Origin of the sequence: Xanthomonas cannabis (genome assembly GCF_040616535.1) — a bacterium.
Lineage (GTDB): Bacteria > Pseudomonadota > Gammaproteobacteria > Xanthomonadales > Xanthomonadaceae > Xanthomonas > Xanthomonas cannabis.
The window spans coordinates 2,482,049-2,499,152 of the sequence record NZ_CP136580.1; the positions used below are offsets into that span (position 1 = coordinate 2,482,049).

Annotated in this window: 11 protein-coding genes, 4 tRNA genes and 2 pseudogenes; 3 read left to right on the top strand and 14 right to left on the bottom strand. The window is 66.1% G+C overall.

Features of this window, described 5'->3' with window-relative positions; translation table 11 throughout:
* The first annotated feature begins 8 nt into the window (after positions 1-8).
* Positions 9-1,271: a TIGR03862 family flavoprotein gene (locus RZV17_RS10550; protein WP_355609312.1), complete on the top strand. Its 1,263-nt coding sequence runs from the start codon at positions 9-11 to the stop codon at positions 1,269-1,271.
* Here RZV17_RS10550 and RZV17_RS10555 read toward each other — a convergent pair.
* Entirely contained in the window at positions 1,255-2,547 is a 1,293-nt protein-coding gene (locus tag RZV17_RS10555; RefSeq protein WP_355603231.1) for a nucleotide sugar dehydrogenase, read from the bottom strand. The two genes, RZV17_RS10550 and RZV17_RS10555, sit on opposite strands and share 17 nt — an antisense overlap.
* A gap of 140 nt (positions 2,548-2,687) precedes the next feature.
* On the opposite strand from RZV17_RS10555, the gene RZV17_RS10560 reads away from it, so the two are divergent.
* Positions 2,688-2,771: transfer RNA gene (locus RZV17_RS10560), tRNA-Leu, on the top strand.
* A gap of 565 nt (positions 2,772-3,336) precedes the next feature.
* Here RZV17_RS10560 and RZV17_RS10565 read toward each other — a convergent pair.
* The 13 genes and pseudogenes from RZV17_RS10565 to RZV17_RS10625 form a co-directional block, all read right to left on the bottom strand.
* Positions 3,337-3,412: transfer RNA gene (locus RZV17_RS10565), tRNA-Gly, on the bottom strand.
* Positions 3,413-3,495: 83 nt separating this feature from the next.
* Positions 3,496-3,569, bottom strand: a tRNA-Cys gene (locus RZV17_RS10570).
* A 68-nt stretch (positions 3,570-3,637) separates the two neighbouring features.
* A tRNA-Gly gene (locus tag RZV17_RS10575) sits at positions 3,638-3,713 on the bottom strand.
* A 36-nt stretch (positions 3,714-3,749) separates the two neighbouring features.
* On the bottom strand, positions 3,750-4,382 hold the full coding sequence (pgsA, locus tag RZV17_RS10580) for a CDP-diacylglycerol--glycerol-3-phosphate 3-phosphatidyltransferase (protein WP_047694836.1): 633 nt from the start codon (positions 4,380-4,382) through the stop codon (positions 3,750-3,752).
* Entirely contained in the window at positions 4,382-6,238 is a 1,857-nt protein-coding gene (gene uvrC / locus RZV17_RS10585; RefSeq protein ID WP_355603234.1) for an excinuclease ABC subunit UvrC, read from the bottom strand. Before uvrC ends, pgsA begins: the two co-directional genes overlap by 1 nt.
* Entirely contained in the window at positions 6,235-7,653 is a 1,419-nt protein-coding gene (locus tag RZV17_RS10590) for a hypothetical protein (RefSeq protein ID WP_355603237.1), read from the bottom strand. The genes uvrC and RZV17_RS10590 overlap by 4 nt, the downstream gene beginning before the upstream one ends.
* A gap of 23 nt (positions 7,654-7,676) precedes the next feature.
* Positions 7,677-8,140 (bottom strand): annotated as a pseudogene (locus tag RZV17_RS10595) (low molecular weight protein-tyrosine-phosphatase).
* Positions 8,137-8,916: a 3-deoxy-manno-octulosonate cytidylyltransferase gene (kdsB, locus tag RZV17_RS10600; protein ID WP_355603240.1), complete on the bottom strand. Its 780-nt coding sequence runs from the start codon at positions 8,914-8,916 to the stop codon at positions 8,137-8,139. Before kdsB ends, RZV17_RS10595 begins: the two are co-directional and overlap by 4 nt.
* A gap of 300 nt (positions 8,917-9,216) precedes the next feature.
* Complete coding sequence (lpxK, locus tag RZV17_RS10605) at positions 9,217-10,254, bottom strand: tetraacyldisaccharide 4'-kinase (RefSeq protein ID WP_355603243.1); 1,038 nt, start codon at positions 10,252-10,254, stop codon at positions 9,217-9,219.
* On the bottom strand, positions 10,251-12,020 hold the full coding sequence (gene msbA, locus RZV17_RS10610) for a lipid A export permease/ATP-binding protein MsbA (RefSeq protein WP_039409079.1): 1,770 nt from the start codon (positions 12,018-12,020) through the stop codon (positions 10,251-10,253). Before msbA ends, lpxK begins: the two co-directional genes overlap by 4 nt.
* Positions 12,017-12,472: a biopolymer transporter ExbD gene (locus tag RZV17_RS10615; RefSeq protein ID WP_166744353.1), complete on the bottom strand. Its 456-nt coding sequence runs from the start codon at positions 12,470-12,472 to the stop codon at positions 12,017-12,019. The genes msbA and RZV17_RS10615 overlap by 4 nt, the downstream gene beginning before the upstream one ends.
* A gap of 3 nt (positions 12,473-12,475) precedes the next feature.
* Positions 12,476-13,138 carry a MotA/TolQ/ExbB proton channel family protein gene (locus tag RZV17_RS10620; RefSeq protein ID WP_184374308.1) on the bottom strand — a complete coding sequence of 221 codons (663 nt, stop codon included), beginning with the start codon at positions 13,136-13,138 and terminating at the stop codon, positions 12,476-12,478.
* A pseudogene (locus RZV17_RS10625) lies at positions 13,032-15,563 on the bottom strand (DNA internalization-related competence protein ComEC/Rec2); the annotation flags it as partial. The gene RZV17_RS10620 and the pseudogene RZV17_RS10625, both read right to left, overlap by 107 nt.
* A gap of 425 nt (positions 15,564-15,988) precedes the next feature.
* Here RZV17_RS10625 and RZV17_RS10630 point away from each other — a divergent pair.
* Entirely contained in the window at positions 15,989-17,053 is a 1,065-nt protein-coding gene (locus tag RZV17_RS10630) for an SDR family oxidoreductase (protein WP_355603248.1), read from the top strand.
* Positions 17,054-17,104 lie beyond the last annotated feature (51 nt).

The following is a 17,104-nucleotide window of genomic DNA, read 5'->3' on the forward strand; positions in this document are numbered from 1 at the left end:
CGAAAGTGATGATGGATGCGAGCAGACCGCGGCTGACGGTCATTGGCGGCGGGCCTGCGGGATTGATGGCTGCCGAAGTGGCGTGTGCTGCCGGGATCGCCGTGGATCTGTACGAGGCGAAAGGCTCGGTGGGGCGCAAATTCCTGATCGCCGGCAAGGGCGGACTCAATCTCACCCACTCCGATCCGATGCCGCTGTTCGCCCAGCGCTATCGTGAGCGCACGCCGATGGTGGCGGCGTGGCTGCAAGAGTTCGATGCCGATGCATTGCGCGCCTGGGCGCGCGAGCTGGGCGTGGAGACCTATGTCGGCAGCTCCGGGCGGGTGTTTCCGATCGACCGCAAGGCTGCGCCCTTGCTGCGCGGCTGGGTGCGTCGCCTCAAGGACCAGGGCGTCACCTTTCATGTGCAGCATCTCTGGCTGGGATGGAATGCTGACGGTGCGCTGCGATTTTCCACACCCGCCGGCGCTATCGACCTCCAGGCGGATGCAACGGTGCTGGCACTGGGTGGCGGCAGTTGGCCGCAGCTTGGCTCCGATGGCGCCTGGCAGGCCCCGCTGCAGCAGCACGGCATCGCCGTGCGCCCCTTGGTACCGGCCAACTGCGGCTTCGATCTCGACTGGAGTGCGCATTTCTCGCAACGGCATGCGGGCGCACCGCTCAAACCGGTGGTCGCGCATTGGCGCGACAGCACGGGCGTGCAGCACGCGCTGCAGGGCGAATGCGTGATCACAGAAACCGGGATCGAGGGCAGCCTGATCTATGCCATCGCGGCCGAGCTGCGTACGCAGATCGAGGCGCATGGCACAACCGAATTGGTGCTGGATCTGCTACCCGACCGTTCGCTGGAGCGCGTTGGCGCCGAGTTGGCCAGGCCGCGCAAGGGGCGTAGTTTCAGCGAACATCTGCGCCGCCAAATCGGTATCGAGGGCGTCAAGGCCGCGCTGGTCTATGAACTGCTCGGCAAACAGGCCGGCGACGATTCGGCGTTGGTGGCACGCACGCTCAAGCAACTCCCGCTGCGGCTGCTGCGGCCGCGCCCGCTCGCAGAGGCGATCAGCTCGGCCGGTGGCGTGGAACTGGAAGCCCTGGACGCGCAGTTGATGGCGCTGGCGCGCCCCGGCGTGTTCTGTGCAGGCGAAATGCTGGACTGGGAAGCACCGACCGGCGGCTATCTGCTGACCGCCTGCTTCGCCAGCGGGCATCGCGCTGCGTCTGGTGCGATCGAGTGGCTAAAGCAGCACGGCAATCAACTCACAGCCGATCACTGACGGCCACGCGCGGCCACACCGATTTGACGTCGTAGACCACCGCACCTGGCTTGCCCAGTGCAGCAATGCGCTGGGCGTCGTAGTCGCGATACTGGGCATGCGCCACCGCCAGCACGACGGCGTCATAGGCGCCCTCCTCCGGGCCTTCGCATAACTGCACGCCGGCATGCAGCAGCGCCTCTGCAGGGTCGGCCCAGGGATCGCAGGTGTCGACCTGCACATCGGCCGCCTGCAGCAATTGCACCAGCTCCAGGGCACGGCTGTTGCGCAGGTCCGGGCAGTTTTCCTTGAAGGTGGCACCCAATACCAGCACCCTCGCCTGCGCGAGCGCAACGCCGCGCATCGCCAGCATGCCGCAGACCCGCTCGGCCACGTGCCGGCCCACGCGATTGTTGACTTGCCGCGCGGTGTGAATGAGGTCGGGGTGGTAGCCCACGCTTTCGGATTTGTGCATTAGGTAGTACGGGTCCACCCCGATGCAATGCCCGCCGACCAGGCCGGGGCGGAATGGCAGGAAATTCCATTTGGTGCCTGCCGCTTCCAGGACATCGAGCGTGTCGATGCCGAGCTTGTCGAAGATCAACGCCAGCTCGTTGACCAGCGCGATGTTGACGTCGCGCTGGATGTTCTCCACCACCTTGGCCGCTTCGGCCACACGCATCGACGACGCACGCCAGGTGCCGGCAGTGATGATGCTGGTATACAGCGCATCGACCGCATCGGCTGCCTGCGGCGTCGAGCCGGAGGTGATCTTGCGGATATCGCGCAGCCGGCGTTGCCGGTCGCCTGGATTGACCCGCTCCGGACTGTAGCCACAGAAAAAATCGGTATTGAAACGCAGGCCGGACACCGCTTCCAGCAACGGCACACAGACTTCTTCGGTGGTGCCCGGGTATACGGTCGACTCGTAGATCACCAGATCGCCCGGCTTGAGCGCGGCAGCGATCAACCTGGTGGCGCTGCGCAACGGTTCCAGATCCGGCTGTTCGAAACTATCGATCGGCGTCGGGACGGTGACGATAAAGATGCTGCACGTCGCCAGGTCCTCCGCGGCCGCGCTATAGCGTAGCTGAGTGGCCGCAGCCAGTTCGCCATCGTCCAGTTCCAGCGTGGCATCGTGCCCTTCGCGCAGCTGCGCAACCCGGTGCGCATCGATGTCGAAACCCAGTGTGTCTTGCTGCTCGCCGAACGCCACTGCCAGTGGCAGGCCGACATAGCCCAGTCCGATGACGGCGATGCGTGCGTACTGCGGTGGGACAAGCGGGGTGCCGGACATGCAATTCCTCGGGATCGCGCGATCGGTTGCCGCGCAGCTGTGCGGCGGCAGCATAGCGCACGCGGGATTTGGACCGGCAGTTGGCACGATCTTCGTCTGGAGATTCACAATCGCCGCGCAATCAGGCACGCTATCGTCATGCCCGGGTGGCGAAATTGGTAGACGCAAGGGACTTAAAATCCCTCAGCTGTGAGGCTATGCGGGTTCGACCCCCGCCCCGGGCACACCCCACCGCAGCGTAGGTCTGCTTCTGCACCGATGACGTGAGGCACCGTCATCCGATAGCAGACTGAGTTGACTTCGCGACAACTCAACGTGACGTGCTTTCACTGTCTGCGGCCGTAGCTGCTCATCTCATGCTGAAGCAGGCCATAGCGGCGATGAGCTGCGTTGGCATTCTGTCAATCGGCACTGCCCCTTTCGCAGTCATCCACGTCACAAGGCTCGACGCCACGCTTGGTGAGTAGGCATACGACCCGAACGGCGTCCAAGATCCAGTCGAGGCAGAAAGCGGCTACCGCTACTCGGTATGCGTCGGTTTCGCTGATGCAAGGCCGCACAACGACGTATCCGGGCGAGATTGCCTATGCGCGCAGGGGTGCAGAGAGCGGCACCAGCGCAATGCGTTGCCGCCTAGGCGGTTGCAACTCCACATCCGGCAGCGCCCACTACGCCATCGCTCAAAAATGCTTTCCAAAGCATCTCTACCAGGCCGGTAACGGCGCACATCCAGACACACAGATACAAATAAAAAACCCTGGATATCATCTGATATCCAGGGTTCGAATTTGGAGCGGGAAACGAGACTCGAACTCGCGACCTCAACCTTGGCAAGGTTGCGCTCTACCAACTGAGCTATTCCCGCGTGAAACTAAATTGTACAGCTTGTCACTTCGTTGCGCTAGCCCTGTCATCGTTGCCGATGCAAAAAAAAAAGCGCATGCGATGTGGAGGCCTGGGCCGGAATTGAACCGGCGTACGCGGATTTGCAGTCCGCTGCATAACCACTCTACCACCAGGCCGAAACATCTAACCCAAGGCATCCTGCCTTGAAACGACGAGGCCCCGACACGGGAGCCTTGTCACTAACTGGAGCGGGAAACGAGACTCGAACTCGCGACCTCAACCTTGGCAAGGTTGCGCTCTACCAACTGAGCTATTCCCGCTTGGGAGGCGAAATTCTACAGCGAACAGCATAGGTGTCAACTGTTGCTTTCGATTTTTTTCGGCTTGTTGCTGATTGCGGCTTTTTCGTCGGCACGCAGGCTCGGCCAGGCCGCCTGCAGATATTGGAAACCCGACCACAGCGTCAGCAGCGCGGCGATTGCCAGCGTCCAGTATCCGGCACGGAAGATCAGATTGCCCAACCAGATTTCGTGCGTCGGCATCTGCCCCGGCGTGACCGAATACAGCAGGCAGAGCAACGCCACCATCTGCGCGGTGGTCTTGACCTTGCCGATCACGGCCACGCGCACCTTGGCACGCTGCCCGATCTCGGCCATCCACTCGCGCAGCGCGGAGACGGCGATCTCGCGGCCGACGATCACTGCTGCCCAGAAGGCCATCCACGGGGTGGGATGACCCTGCACGATCAGGAACAACGCCACTGCGACCATCAACTTGTCGGCAACCGGGTCCAGAAACGCGCCGAACGCGGAATACTGGTGATAGCGCCGCGCGACCCAGCCATCCAGCCAGTCGGTGATGGCAGCCAGCGCGAACACGCCGGCGGACGCAAAATTTGTCCAGGTGTACGGCAGGTAGAACACCACGACCAGCACCGGGATCATCAGGATCCTCAGCAGTGTCAGCCACGTGGGGATGGTCAACTTCATTACGGACTCGACTCGCCTGCCGCATCGGGAAGCGCCAGCCCGTGCAGGTTAGCGTAGATTCGCGCGGCAAGTGCGGCGTTGACTCCGTCCACCCGCGCGATCTCGGCCTCGCCAGCGGCCTTGAGGCCGACCAGACCGCCGAAATGCTTGAGCAGGCTGGCGCGACGTCGGGGCCCGATACCGGGAATATCCTCGAGCTTGCTGGTCATGCGCGCCTTCTGGCGGCGTCCGCGGTGACCGGTGATGGCAAAGCGGTGCGCTTCGTCACGCACCTGCTGGATGAACTGCAGCGCCGGCGACGCCGCGCCTGGGCGCAGCTCGCGGCCGTCGGCCATTACCAGCGCCTCGTGCCCTGCCCTGCGCTCCTCGCCCTTGGCCACGCCTACCAGCAGGACATTCTCGACGCCCAGGTCGGCCAGTGCGGCCTGGGCCTGGGCCAGCTGGCCGGCACCGCCGTCAATCAACAGCACATCGGGCAGCACGCCGTTTTCTTCCACCGCGCGCCGGAACCGCCGCTCGATCGCCTGCCGCATCGCGGCGTAGTCGTCGCCCGGGGTGATGCCGGAAATATTGAAGCGCCGATACTGGCCGCGCACCGGGCCGCTGGCATCGAATACCACGCACGACGCGACGGTGGCTTCGCCCATGGTGTGGCTGATGTCGAAGCACTCCACCCGCTTGACCGATTCGGCAAGCCCGAGCATCTCGCGCAGCGCTTCGCTGCGAGCGTGCTGCGCGCTCTGGCTGGTGAGCTCGGTCACCAGCGTCAGCTGCGCGTTGCGGGTCGCCAGCAGCAGATAGCCGGCACGCTCGCCGCGCACGTTCCGCTTCAGCGCGACCTTGTGTTCGGCAGCGGCACTGAGTGCGGCTTCGATCAGTTCGGCCTCGGGGATTTCGCGATCCAGCAGGATCTCGCGCGGCGGCGAATGCTCGGCGTAATACTGCGATACGAATGCACCGAGAATCTCGTCGGCGCTGTCCTCACCGTTGGTCTTGGGAAAGAACGAGCGCGTACCCAGGTTGCGGCCATCGCGGAAGCTCAGCAGCAGCACGCAGGCCTGGCTGGACTGCGTGGCGCAGGCCAGCACGTCCAGGTCGGCGGCGCGGCCATCGACGTACTGGCGGTTCTGCATGCTGCGTAACGACGACAACAGATCGCGCAGGCGCGCAGCACGCTCGAATTCCAGCGCTTCGCTGGCCTGCTGCATCGAATGCATGATCTCTTCGCCGAGCTGGTCGCTCTTGCCTTCCAGAAACATGGTGGCGCGGCGCACCGACTCGGCGTAATCGGGCGCGGCCACCAGATCCACGCATGGGCCACTGCAACGGCCGATCTGATACTGCAGACATGGCCGCGAGCGGTTACGGAACACGCTGTCCTCGCAACTGCGCAACTTGAACAGCTTGTGCATCAGGCTCAGCGTCTCACGTACGCCGGTCACGCCGGTGTACGGGCCGAAGTAGCGCCCCTGCACGGCACGTGGGCCACGATGCAAGGCGATCCGCGGCCAGTCCTCGCGCGTGAGCAGCACGTACGGGTAGCTCTTGTCATCGCGCAAGGACACGTTGTAGCGCGGCGACAGCGACTTGATGAGCTGGTTTTCCAGCAGCAGCGCTTCGGCTTCGCTGCGGGTCACGGTGACGTCCATGCGCGCCACCTGCGACAGCATCGAGGTCAGCCGTGCATTCTTCGGCGTGCCGTTGAAATAGCTGCCCACGCGCTTGCGCAGCGCGCCCGCCTTGCCGACGTACAGCAAGGTGTCGTCGGCCGCATACATGCGGTAGACGCCGGGCGCGGTGCTCAGCTGCGCAGCAAACGCTTTTCCATCGAAATCGGCTTGGGGCCTTGCGTTCATTCGTCTATCGCAACATCACTCAGTACGCCGCTTGCCAGGTCGTAACGCAGCACGGCATGGGCATCGGTTTCGGCAATCCAGACCGCACCGGCGGCCACCGCCAGACCGGCCGGGCCATGCAGGCGCCGCGGCAGCTCGACCGTGGTCAGCTCGCCGCCGCCCAGGCGCAGGCAGCGCAGGCGGCCGTTGCCGGTGTCGGCGATCCACAGCAACGGCGAGTCGGCGGCCAGCGCGATGGCCTGCGGAAACTGCAACTGCGCGGTGCCGCGTGGCCCGTCCTCATCGCCGAACTGCCACAGGCCCTGCCCGCCGACCAGGGTCTGCACCAGGTCACCGCGCAACTGCATGGTGCGGATCGACGAGCCCAGCCCATCGCAGACGTACGCCACTTGCTGCACTGACGCCAATCCTGCCGGTTGCGCGAAAGCTGCGAGATGGCCACTGCCATCGCGGATTTCAAGGGAGCCGGTGCCGGCGCGCGCACTCAATGCCGCGCGACCCAGGTCGTAGCTCCAGATGCGGTTATCGCCGGCCATGGCGATCAGCACCTGGTTGTCGGCAACGGCCAGACCCTGCGGGTAGTTCAGAGCGGACGCGCCGGCGAACGCCAGCGGCCCTTCGACCGGCTCGCCTGAGCGACCGGTGCCGCACAGGGTGTCCACCTGCCCGCTGCGCAGGTTGATGCGCCGTAACGCGTGGTTGCCGGTATCGGCGACGTAGAGCTGGTCGCGTTCCAGTGCCAGGCCTTGCGGGCGGCGAAATGCGGCTTCGCCGATGCCGCCATCGATGAGATCGGCGTTGCCATGTCCGAACTGACGCAGCACACGGCCGCCATGCGTGCACTCGAGCACGCGATGGTGGCCGGTGTCGGCGACGTACAGACGGTCTTCGGTTGCGGCCAGGCCGGTGGGAAAGCGCAATGCCAACCGCGGCTCGGGGTCGCGCTCGGCCACGCCCTGCAGGTCTGCATCGGAAGGCGGCTGCTGGCCGTCGCACAAGGCGGCCAGCGCCCTGTCCAGATCGCCGGTGACGCCGACCAGGCGCTGGCGCTCGCGCCCGTAGGCGTCCAGCAGCACCAGCGTGGGCCAGGACTGGATGTTGAACCGGCGCCAGGTTTCCCAGTCCTTGTCGAGCAGGATCGGCGCGCTGACGCCGTGGCCGCGCAACTGCTTGAGCGAGCGTTGCGGCAGACGCTCGCTGTCGAAGCGCGGCACCTGCACCACGATCACCTGCAAGCGCCCGGGGCTGCGGGCCTGCCATTGCGCCAGTTCGGCCAGGCGTTCGGCGCACCACACCGAGCTGGCGTTGACGAAGGCCAGCACGAGCGCACGGCCGCGATGTTCCTGCAAGGTGGACGGCCTGGCGTTGAGCCAGGTGGGAAATTCCGGCAGTTCCTGGGTGAGCTGGGCATTCATGCGGTGATTATGCCCAAGCGTGATTAGCCTCGGGTGAGTCTGGCCACCGTCTGCCGCGCGGCGGTATCGACCAGTTGCCAGACCTGCTCGAAATCCTTGCTGCTGCCGGTATATGGGTCGGGGATGTCGTCACGTGTCTCCACGCCGGCCCACGGCAACCACAGTGCCACCTTGTCGCGCAGCGATGCGGGGGCGATCCGTTGCAGATCACGTAGATTGTTGCCGTCGGCGCACAGCAGCCAGTCGAAATGCTCGAAATCCTCGCGCAGCACCTGACGCGCACGCAGGCCGGAAATGTCGACACCATGCCCGCGCGCGCAGCGGATGGCGCGCGGGTCCGGCGGATCGCCAGCGTGCCAATCGCCGGTACCGGCCGAATCGACCTGGATGCGCCGCGACAGCCGCGCCTCGTCCAGTTGCGCGCGTACGGCGCCCTCGCCCATCGGCGAGCGGCAGATATTGCCAGACACACGATCAACAGCTTCATGCAGAGGCCACGCGCGCCTGGGCACGGGCCAGATCATCGGGCGTGTCGATGCCCGGCGGAAACTGCTCCGGCGTCAACGCAACGGCGATGCGATGCCCGGCCTCCATCACCCGCAGCTGCTCCAGCGATTCGAGGCGTTCCAGCATGCCCGGTGGCATGGCCGCAAACCGTTGCAGGAAACCGGCGCGGTACGCGTAGATGCCGATATGACGCAGCCACTGCCCGTCCACCGGCAGCTGCTCGGGTTGGCTGGCGAAGCTGTCGCGGTGCCAGGGGATCGGCGCGCGGCTGAAATACAGCGCATCCCCGCCTGCGGTGCGCACCAGCTTCACCACGTTCGGGTCGAACAGGTCATGCGCGGTGTCCACCTGTGCGGCAAGCGTGGCCATGTCGGCGCCCGAGTGCAGCAGCAGCTCAGCGACTGCGCGGATGCCGGCGGCAGGCGCAAAGGGCTCGTCGCCTTGCAGATTCACCACGCAGGTGTCCGCATCCCAGCCGGCGATGCGCGCGCATTCGGCAAGGCGGTCGGTACCGGAGAGGTGCTCGCTACCGGTCATGGCCACCTGCACGCCCGGCACGTGCGCGATGGCTTCGGCAATCCGCGCATCATCGGTGGCCACCCAGACCCCGCGCGCGCCGGCCAGCAGCGCCCGCTCGGCCACATGCTGGATCATCGGACGATCGCCGAGGCGTTGCAGCGGCTTGCCGGGCAAGCGCGTGGACGCGTAGCGTGCCGGGATGGCGACGACGAAATCGGCAGGCGTTGGATTGGTCATGCGTATGCGCTCTGAACGGCAGAATGGTGGGATGGATGTCGGCAAGGTGATCGCAGTGCGCCTGCCCGCAGCACACGCCGCTGCACGACTGCAGCAGCGCGCCACGGGGCCAACGTCAGGCTGATTCGCAGTGTAGTGGCTGACCTGCATGCACCAGTGCAAGCAGGGATGTTGCGAGTGCGTCGATGGCATTGCGACATGCGTGGTTGCCACGGAGCGGATGATGCCTGCGCTCTTGGGCACCAACCCCCACGCTCCTATCCGTGCCTCGCGCGCTATACCGCGCAGCGTGGCCGCAGTTCATGCGCCTTGGCGGCTTGCCAGCTTGTTCAGGCGGTCCAGCAGGCTCACCCAGAACGCAGCAGGCAGGTCCGCCTTGAGCGGCACGCTGTACAGCCACTCGTCGGCAAATGGTCGGCACTTCACCGCATCTTTTTCGGTCATCAGCACCGGCAGGCGACTGCCGAAGCTGAAATCTGCAGCGCGATACACATGATGGTCCGGGAACGCATGCGGCACCACGCCAATGCCGCGTGCCCGCAGCATCGCAAAGAACCGCTCCGGGTGCGCGATGCCAGCCACCGCATGCACGCGCTGCCCGGCCAGCATGCTCAAGGGTTGCGCGCGCTTGCCATCCATCGGTTGCACGCTGTCGATGCTGAGCCGCATCTGCCACTCGCCGAAACCGGAATCGTCCGGCGCCTGCGGGGCCGCGGTAGCGCTGGCCTGGCCAAGATTGACCACCCGAAAATCACAATCGCGTGCACGCGCAGCCGGTTCGCGCAGCGGCCCGGCCGGCAGCAGCCGGCCATTGCCGTAGCGGCGCTGGCCATCGACCACTTCGATCTCCACGTCGCGCGCCAGCCGGTAGTGCTGCAGACCGTCGTCGCACACGATGATGTCGCAACCTGCTTCCACCAGCGCCCTGGCGGCAGCGACGCGGTCGCTGTCCACGCGCACGCGCGCGCCGGTCTTCCAGGCGATCAGGACCGGCTCGTCGCCGCCCAGTGCCACCGGGGTATCGGCATCCACCCAGCGGGCCATGCCTGCGTCATCGCGACCATAGCCGCGGCTGGCCACGCCGGGCGTCCAGCCGGCATCCTGCAACTTGGACACCAGGGCAATGGTCAGCGGGGTCTTGCCGGTGCCTCCAGCGGTGACATTGCCGACCACGATCACCGGCGCCGGGATGCCATGCCGCTTGCGCAAGCCACGCCGGTAGACGCTGCGCCGCAACGCAATGGCCGCTGCGTAGATCGGTGCCAGCAGGCGTGCGGCCAGCGGGATCGGGCTGTTGTCGTACCAATAACCCGGGGTGCGGGTGCCGCGCTTGCTCATGCCTGGCGTTCGCGGAACTGCATGCCGTGCAGATGCGAATACAGCCCGCCCTGCGCCAGCAATTCGCTGTGGGTGCCGCGCTCGACGATGCGGCCCTGGTCCATCACCAATACCTGGTCGGCATGTTCGATGGTGGACAGGCGGTGTGCGATCACCAGCGTGGTGCGGTCGGGCATCAGCTTGTGCAGGGCATCCTGCACCAGCCGCTCGGATTCGTTGTCCAGCGCTGCGGTGGCTTCATCCAGAATCAGGATGGGCGCATCCTTGAGCATCGCACGTGCGATCGCCAGGCGCTGCCGCTGCCCGCCCGACAGGCGACCGCCCTTCGTCCCGACATGCGACTGCAGCCCCTCGGGCAATTGCGCGACGAACTCCATCGCATTGGCGCCCAGAATCGCACGCTCCAGTTGCCCGGCATCTGCGGTGCGCATTTCGCCATAGGCGACGTTGTCGGCGATGCTGCCGTCGAACAGCATCACCTGTTGTCCGACCAGCGCGATCTGTCGACGCAGATCGGCCAGCGCGTAGGCCTGCACCGGATGTCCGTCGAGCAGGATCTGCCCTGCCTCGGCTTCGTAGAAGCGCGGGATCAGCTTGATCAGACTGGATTTGCCGCTGCCGGAGCGGCCGACGATCGCGGTGACCGTGCCGGGCTGCGCGACGAAGCTGACCTCGGCCAGCGCAGGATTCACCTGGCCGGGATAGCGTGCGGTCACATCGCGGAATTCGATCAAGCCCTTTGCGCGGGTGAGCGGCACCGTTCCCTGATCGGGCTCGTCGGGGCTGTCGAGCACCGAAAACAGGCGCTCGGCGGAGGCCAGCCCACGCTGCACCATGTTCTGCACATTGGTGAGCTGCTTGAGGCCCGGAATGATCGTGAGCATGGAGGTCATCAGCACCACGAAGTCGCCCGCGGTCAGCCGCCCGGCCAAGGCCTGTGCACCTGCCACGAACAGCAGCGCCGACAGCCCGATCGCACCGATCATCTGCACCGTGGCGGTGGAAATGCCGCGCGTGGATTCGACCTTCATCGCCAGCCGCAGATTGCGGTCGGCCAGCGCGCCATAGCGCTCCATTTCGGTCTGTTGGGCGCCGTAGATCTTGACCTCCTGGTGGCTGGACAAGGTCTGGTCGGCGGCCTGCAACAAGTGCGCGCCGCTTTCCTGGATGCTGTGGCTGATGCGCCGATACCGGCGCGCCACCTTGTCCATCACCCAGGCCAGGACCGGCGCCAGCACCAGGATGGTCAGGGTGACCTGCCAGCTATGCCACAGCATCAGCGCCAACGCGCCGATCACCTGCAACGACTGCTGGATCATCACCTTGACCGCATCCACGGCTGCCTGCGCCACCTGGTCCGAGTCCGAGCCCAGACGGATCAACATCGACGGCACCGGCTCGGAATCGAACCGCGAGCCAGGCAGGCGCAGGTATTTGGCCATCACCTTGACGCGCAGATCGCGCGCGATGCTGCGCGCGGATTTGCCCATCGCCATGTCGGTGATGTAGCCGGCCACCCCACGCACCACAAACAGCAGGATGATCTGCACCGGCAACCAGCGGCTGACCTCGGCATTCTTGTAGATGAAGGTTTCGTCGGTGATCGGCTTCATCAACGCCAGAAAGCCGGTGGTGCCTGCCGCTTCGATCAACGCGGCGATCAGTGCGGCGACCAGCAACAGCCGGTACGGCTTGGCGAAAGCCAGCAGGCGACGGTACGTGCGCCAGGACGAAACTGGCGCCGGGCGGTCGGTGGAGGTGGTCACTGGCGAGTTCCGTTAGTACGTGTCGTGCCGGCGCTGCCGGTCTGGGGCGCCGTGGCGATGGCAATGCGCCGGAAGCCGAGCTGCCCCAACGCATCCTGCGCAGTGACCACGGCTTGGTAGGGCGTCCGTGCATCGGCGCGCATCAGCACCGTCTGCTCGCGGTCATCGCCGGCAATCTGGGCGATGGTCTGCTTGAGCGAATCCACATCCGAGCGCAGTACTTCCTGATCGTTGATGAAGTAATGGCCATCGGCATTGACCAGCACACTGAGCGCGCGCGGCGGCGCACTGGTGTTCTGGTCGCTGGCAGTGGGCAGCTGCAATTGCAGCGTGGAGCGTGCGTCGAAGGTCGTGGTCACCACGAAGAAGATGATGAGGACGAGGATGACGTCAATCAATGGCACCAGATCGATGTGCGGCTCGTCCTGGCTTCGGTCGCTGCCGATGCGCATCCGTCAGCCCTTCGCCGTGACGGGCTTGGCAACTGCCGGCGCCGGCACTGCAGCCGAAACAACCGGTCGGCCGTCCATGGTGTCCAGCAGCAAGGTGGCCTCCTGCTCCATCTCGATGATGTAGCCGGCAATGCGCCCCTTGAAGAAGCGATGCGCCATCAATGCCGGCACCGCGATGATCATGCCGGTGGCGGTACAGACCAGCGCCTTGCCGATGCCGCCGGCGAGCTGATTCACATCGCCCACGCCGTGATCGAGGATGCCCAGAAACATCTGGATCATGCCGACCACGGTGCCCAACAGCCCCAGCAACGGCCCGGCCGAGGCAATCGTGCCCAGCGCATTCAGATAACGCTCCATGCGATGCACCACGTGGCGACCGGTGTCCTCGATCCGCTCGCGGATCAGATCACGCGGCCGGCCACGCACATCCAGCGCGGCGGCCAGCACCGCGCCCAACGGCGAGTTGCGCCGCAGCGATTCGATATGGGAGGGATCCAGCTTGCCGCGTGCAGCCCAGTTGCGGACCTCCTCACCCAGCCCGGGCGGTGTCACTTCGTTGCGGCGCAAGGTCCACAGACGTTCCAGCACGATCGCCAAGGCGACCACACCCAACAACAGCAACGGCACCATCGGCCAACCGCCCGCCTTGACCAGCTCCAACACGATGTGATTCCTCCGGCAGCGCGGCCGCCTATTCGCTCGCCGATAGGATAGCAGCCGACCGCCGCCGTTCCGCAGCATCCCACAGCCGCGGCTGCCAGCGCCGTCGCTCGCGGACCTGCAGGCCATCGGCGCCGAGCCAGACCCTGATTGCGCCGGACTCGGCCGTATCGAGCACCTCCGCGCCACTGCCCTGCCAACGCTGCACGACCTGCGCGCGCGGATGCCCGAAGCGGTTGCCGTACCCGGAGGACACCAGCGCCAACCGCGCACCGGTGGCAGCAACGAAGCCGGCATGCGACCCGTCTGCGCTGCCATGGTGCGGCACCACCACGAGGTCGGCGTGCAACGCGCCCGCCTGCGCGCGCATCAGCCGACGCTCCACCAGCGCATCGATATCCCCCGGAAGCAAGGCGCTGACGTGTGGCGTCTGCACCAGCAGCACGCAGCTGGATTGATTGCGCAAATACGGGAAATCGGCACCTGGATGCAGGAAGCGAAAGCGCACGCCATCCCACTCCCAGCGCTGCCCCGCATGACAGCGCGCACTGACATCCAGCGGTGCGCCGGGTGGCGCCAACGTGGCTGCGACCGGCAACCCCGCGCGCACCGCGGCATAGCCGCCGGCATGATCGGCATCGGCATGACTGAGCACGAGCGCGTCCAGCCGGCGCACCCCGAGCGCGCGCAAGGCCGGCAGGACCACGCGCTCGCCGGCGTCGAAGCCGTCGCGCACCGCCGGGCCGGTGTCCAACAGCAGTGCATGCCGTTGCGTGCGCACCAGCACCGCCAGCCCCTGCCCCACATCCATCACCTGCACGTCGGCTTCGCCGGCGCCGGGCATGGCGCGATCCGGCCAGAGCAGCGGCAGCCACAACAGGGCCGCCATGGTCTTGCCCGGCGTGCCGCGCGGCAGCAACAGCCAGAACGCGCCCAGCAGCGCGGCGATCAGCGCGATCGCATCGGATTCGGGCACCCACCACAAGGCCACCGTGGTCTGCCCAAGCCAGACAAAGCCCGGCCAGGTCAGCTCGAAACACCACCCCGCCAACTGCCACGCCCAGACCCCCGCTCCGACGTACAGTGCCTCCAGTGCGGTACCGATCAGGCATAGCGGAACAACCACGAAGGTCCACCACGGAATCGCGATCAGATTGGCAAACGGGCCCACCAGCGAGGCTTGCCCGAACAAGCTGACCGTCAGCGGCAGCAGACCCACCGTGGCAACGGTCTGTGCGGACAGAAAGCCGCGCAGGATGGCGCGGTCGTCGGCCGGCAGGCACCACACCAACCAGGCGACGCCGGCGAAACTGAGCCAGAAGCCTGCCACCAGCACGCTCAACGGGTCCCAGGCCACTACCGCGAGCAAGGCCAGTGCAAGCATCTGCGCCGTTGTGGCGCGTCGACGCGCCACGCGCGCCACGGCAACGACCGCGATCATCAACACGGTGCGGACCGTCGGCAAGGCCAGGCCGGCCAGCACCGCGTAGGCGGTCGCACCGATCAACGCAGCGATTGCTGCGGCGTGGATGCGTGGAATCACGATGGCAAGGCCCGGCCGCCATCGCCACACACCGGTGACTGCCAATGCAAAGAAGGCAGCCACCAGGCCGACATGGAAGCCCGAGATCGCGATCAGATGACTGAGCCCGGTCGCGCGCAAGGTTGCCCATGCGGCATCGTCCAGCCCACGCGTATCGCCCAGTGCCAGGGCGCGCAGATACGGCGCCGAAGGCCCGGGCACCTGCTCGGCAATTCGTTGCGACATGCGGTCGCGCCAGGCGTCCACACCGTGCGGCGCGACGATCTGGCGCGCGCCGTCGGGGTCGCGCACATAGCCGGTCGCGGCGATGCGCTGCGCCAGGGCCTGGCGTTCGGCATCGAACCCGCCGGGGTTACGCAAGCCGCGTGGCGCTCGCAGCTTGAGGCGCAGCTGCCAGTGCGCTCCGCCGCGCAGGGCCGCGCGCGGGCCGATCCGGTCGGTGCCGAAGGCGTCGTACCAGGCCAGCTGCAACAGCTTGCCGCGCAATGCCGGCGGCTGCGTCCGATCGGCGTCGACGCGCAGCTGGAAGCGTGTCCGGCGTTGCTCGGCCACTGGCAGGCCGATGATCCGCCCCTGTACCGCGCGTTCGCGCGCTTCGTCACCTGGCAGCAGCTGCGACTGCAGCACGGTGGTGGCGTGCCAGCCGGTGAGTCCAAACCCCAGCGACACCGTTGCAAGCCCCAGCATCCAGGCGCCGTGGCGCGGCCACCGCCACAGGACGATGCCGATGATCAGCACGCCTGCGAGCAGGCACCCAATGTAGAGCGCGCGCGGCAGCACTGCGGGCGACCACGCGCAGCCAACGACACCCAGCAGCATGGCAGCTGCAACAGGTACCGCCGAGGCAAACCGCGGCGGTGGCGGCGCTTGTGCTGACACATCCATGTCGCTGGTCCAGCTCCTGAAGGTTCAGGCCGAGAGCACGAGCCTAGACCACGGCTCGGACCGGCCATAGCGGCGATCTGCGCCGTGTCAGGTAGGAAAAAGCGGATCGTAACGGACACACCCTGCGCGGGCGCGAGAGTGCGGTGGGCGTTGCACCTTGCAGCGGTCGTCCCGGCCGACATGCCTGCACTGCGCAGCGGCACGCCGAGCAACGGAGCCGACGAGCGAGCTCGATCGAACGCGGTGAGCGCGACACCGCGGCATCCGCTTCCGTCTACGCCATCGAGGCATCACCGTGCCGATCAGCAGGACGCTACGTGACGCACGATCGCCAGTGCAGCCTGCCAGCCGACGCCGCCCCCAATTCGCCTCGATTTCATGAGCGAAGCGCTATGTTCGACGCTGTTTCCGAGGAGTTCCCCCACATGCGTAAAGGCATTGCATTGATTGTCGGCGTGACCGGCATTTCCGGTTACAACCTCGCCAACGTTCTGGTTGCCGATGGATGGACCGTTTACGGCCTCGCACGTCGCCCACTGCCGCAGGATGGCGTCATTCCCGTCGCAGCCGACCTGCTCGACGCGGATAGCACGGCCAAGGCCTTGCGTGGCCTGCCGATTACCCACGTATTTTTCTGCACCTGGACGCGTCGCGACACCGAGCGCGAGAACGTCGAAGCCAACGGCGCAATGATGCGTCACCTGTGCGATGCGCTGAGCGATGCGCCGCTGCAGCACATGGCCCTGGTCACCGGCACCAAGCATTATCTGGGTGCGTTCGAAAACTACGGCAGCGGCAAGGCCGAAACGCCGTTCCGCGAAAGCGAACCACGCCAGCCGGGCGAGAATTTCTATTACACGCTCGAAGACCTGCTGTTCGCGCACGCCGAGCGTCATGGCTTCGGGTGGAGCGTGCATCGTTCGCACACCATGATCGGCATGGCCAATGGTAGCAATGCGATGAACATGGGCGTGACGCTGGCGGTCTATGCATCGCTGTGCAAGCACACCGGCCAGCCCTTCGTATTCCCGGGCTCGCAGGCGCAGTGGAACAGCCTCACCGATCTGACCGATGCCGGGCTGCTCGGGCGTCAGCTGGCCTGGGCAGGCCTGAGCCCGGCCGCACGCAACCAGGCCTTCAATACCGTCAATGGCGATGTATTCCGCTGGCGCTGGATGTGGGGCGAGATCGCCGCGTTTTTCGAACTCGACGCCGCGCCCTGCCCGGACACGCCGCAGCCGTTGGAGGCACGTCTGACCGAGGCGGCCCCTGCGCTCTGGGCCGAACTGGCGGCAAAGCACGACCTGGTGGAAGCGGACGTCAATCGCCTGGCCTCGTGGTGGCATACCGATGCGGACCTGGGCCGCGAGATCGAGTGCGTCAACGACATGACCAAGAGCCGCGAGCTGGGCTTTGTAGATTTCTACGACAGCCGCGCCTCGTTCTTCGAGCTGTTTACCCGGTTGCGGGCGCTGCGCATCACCCCCTGATCGATGGCGTTGCATCGCTGCGGGTCGGCCTTCGACCCGCAGCAGTACACG

Excerpts from the sequence above, each read along its gene's own strand:
- lpxK (WP_355603243.1), bottom strand. The coding sequence starts at position 10,254 with ATGAGCAAGCGCGGCACCCGCACCCCGGGTTATTGGTACGACAACAGC.
- RZV17_RS10555 (WP_355603231.1), bottom strand. The coding sequence starts at position 2,547 with ATGTCCGGCACCCCGCTTGTCCCACCGCAGTACGCACGCATCGCCGTC.
- uvrC (WP_355603234.1), bottom strand. The coding sequence starts at position 6,238 with ATGAACGCAAGGCCCCAAGCCGATTTCGATGGAAAAGCGTTTGCTGCG.
- RZV17_RS10630 (WP_355603248.1), top strand. The coding sequence starts at position 15,989 with ATGCGTAAAGGCATTGCATTGATTGTCGGCGTGACCGGCATTTCCGGT.
- kdsB (WP_355603240.1), bottom strand. The coding sequence starts at position 8,916 with ATGACCAATCCAACGCCTGCCGATTTCGTCGTCGCCATCCCGGCACGC.
- RZV17_RS10615 (WP_166744353.1), bottom strand. The coding sequence starts at position 12,472 with ATGCGCATCGGCAGCGACCGAAGCCAGGACGAGCCGCACATCGATCTG.
- pgsA (WP_047694836.1), bottom strand. The coding sequence starts at position 4,382 with ATGAAGTTGACCATCCCCACGTGGCTGACACTGCTGAGGATCCTGATG.
- RZV17_RS10590 (WP_355603237.1), bottom strand. The coding sequence starts at position 7,653 with ATGAATGCCCAGCTCACCCAGGAACTGCCGGAATTTCCCACCTGGCTC.
- RZV17_RS10550 (WP_355609312.1), top strand. The coding sequence starts at position 9 with ATGATGGATGCGAGCAGACCGCGGCTGACGGTCATTGGCGGCGGGCCT.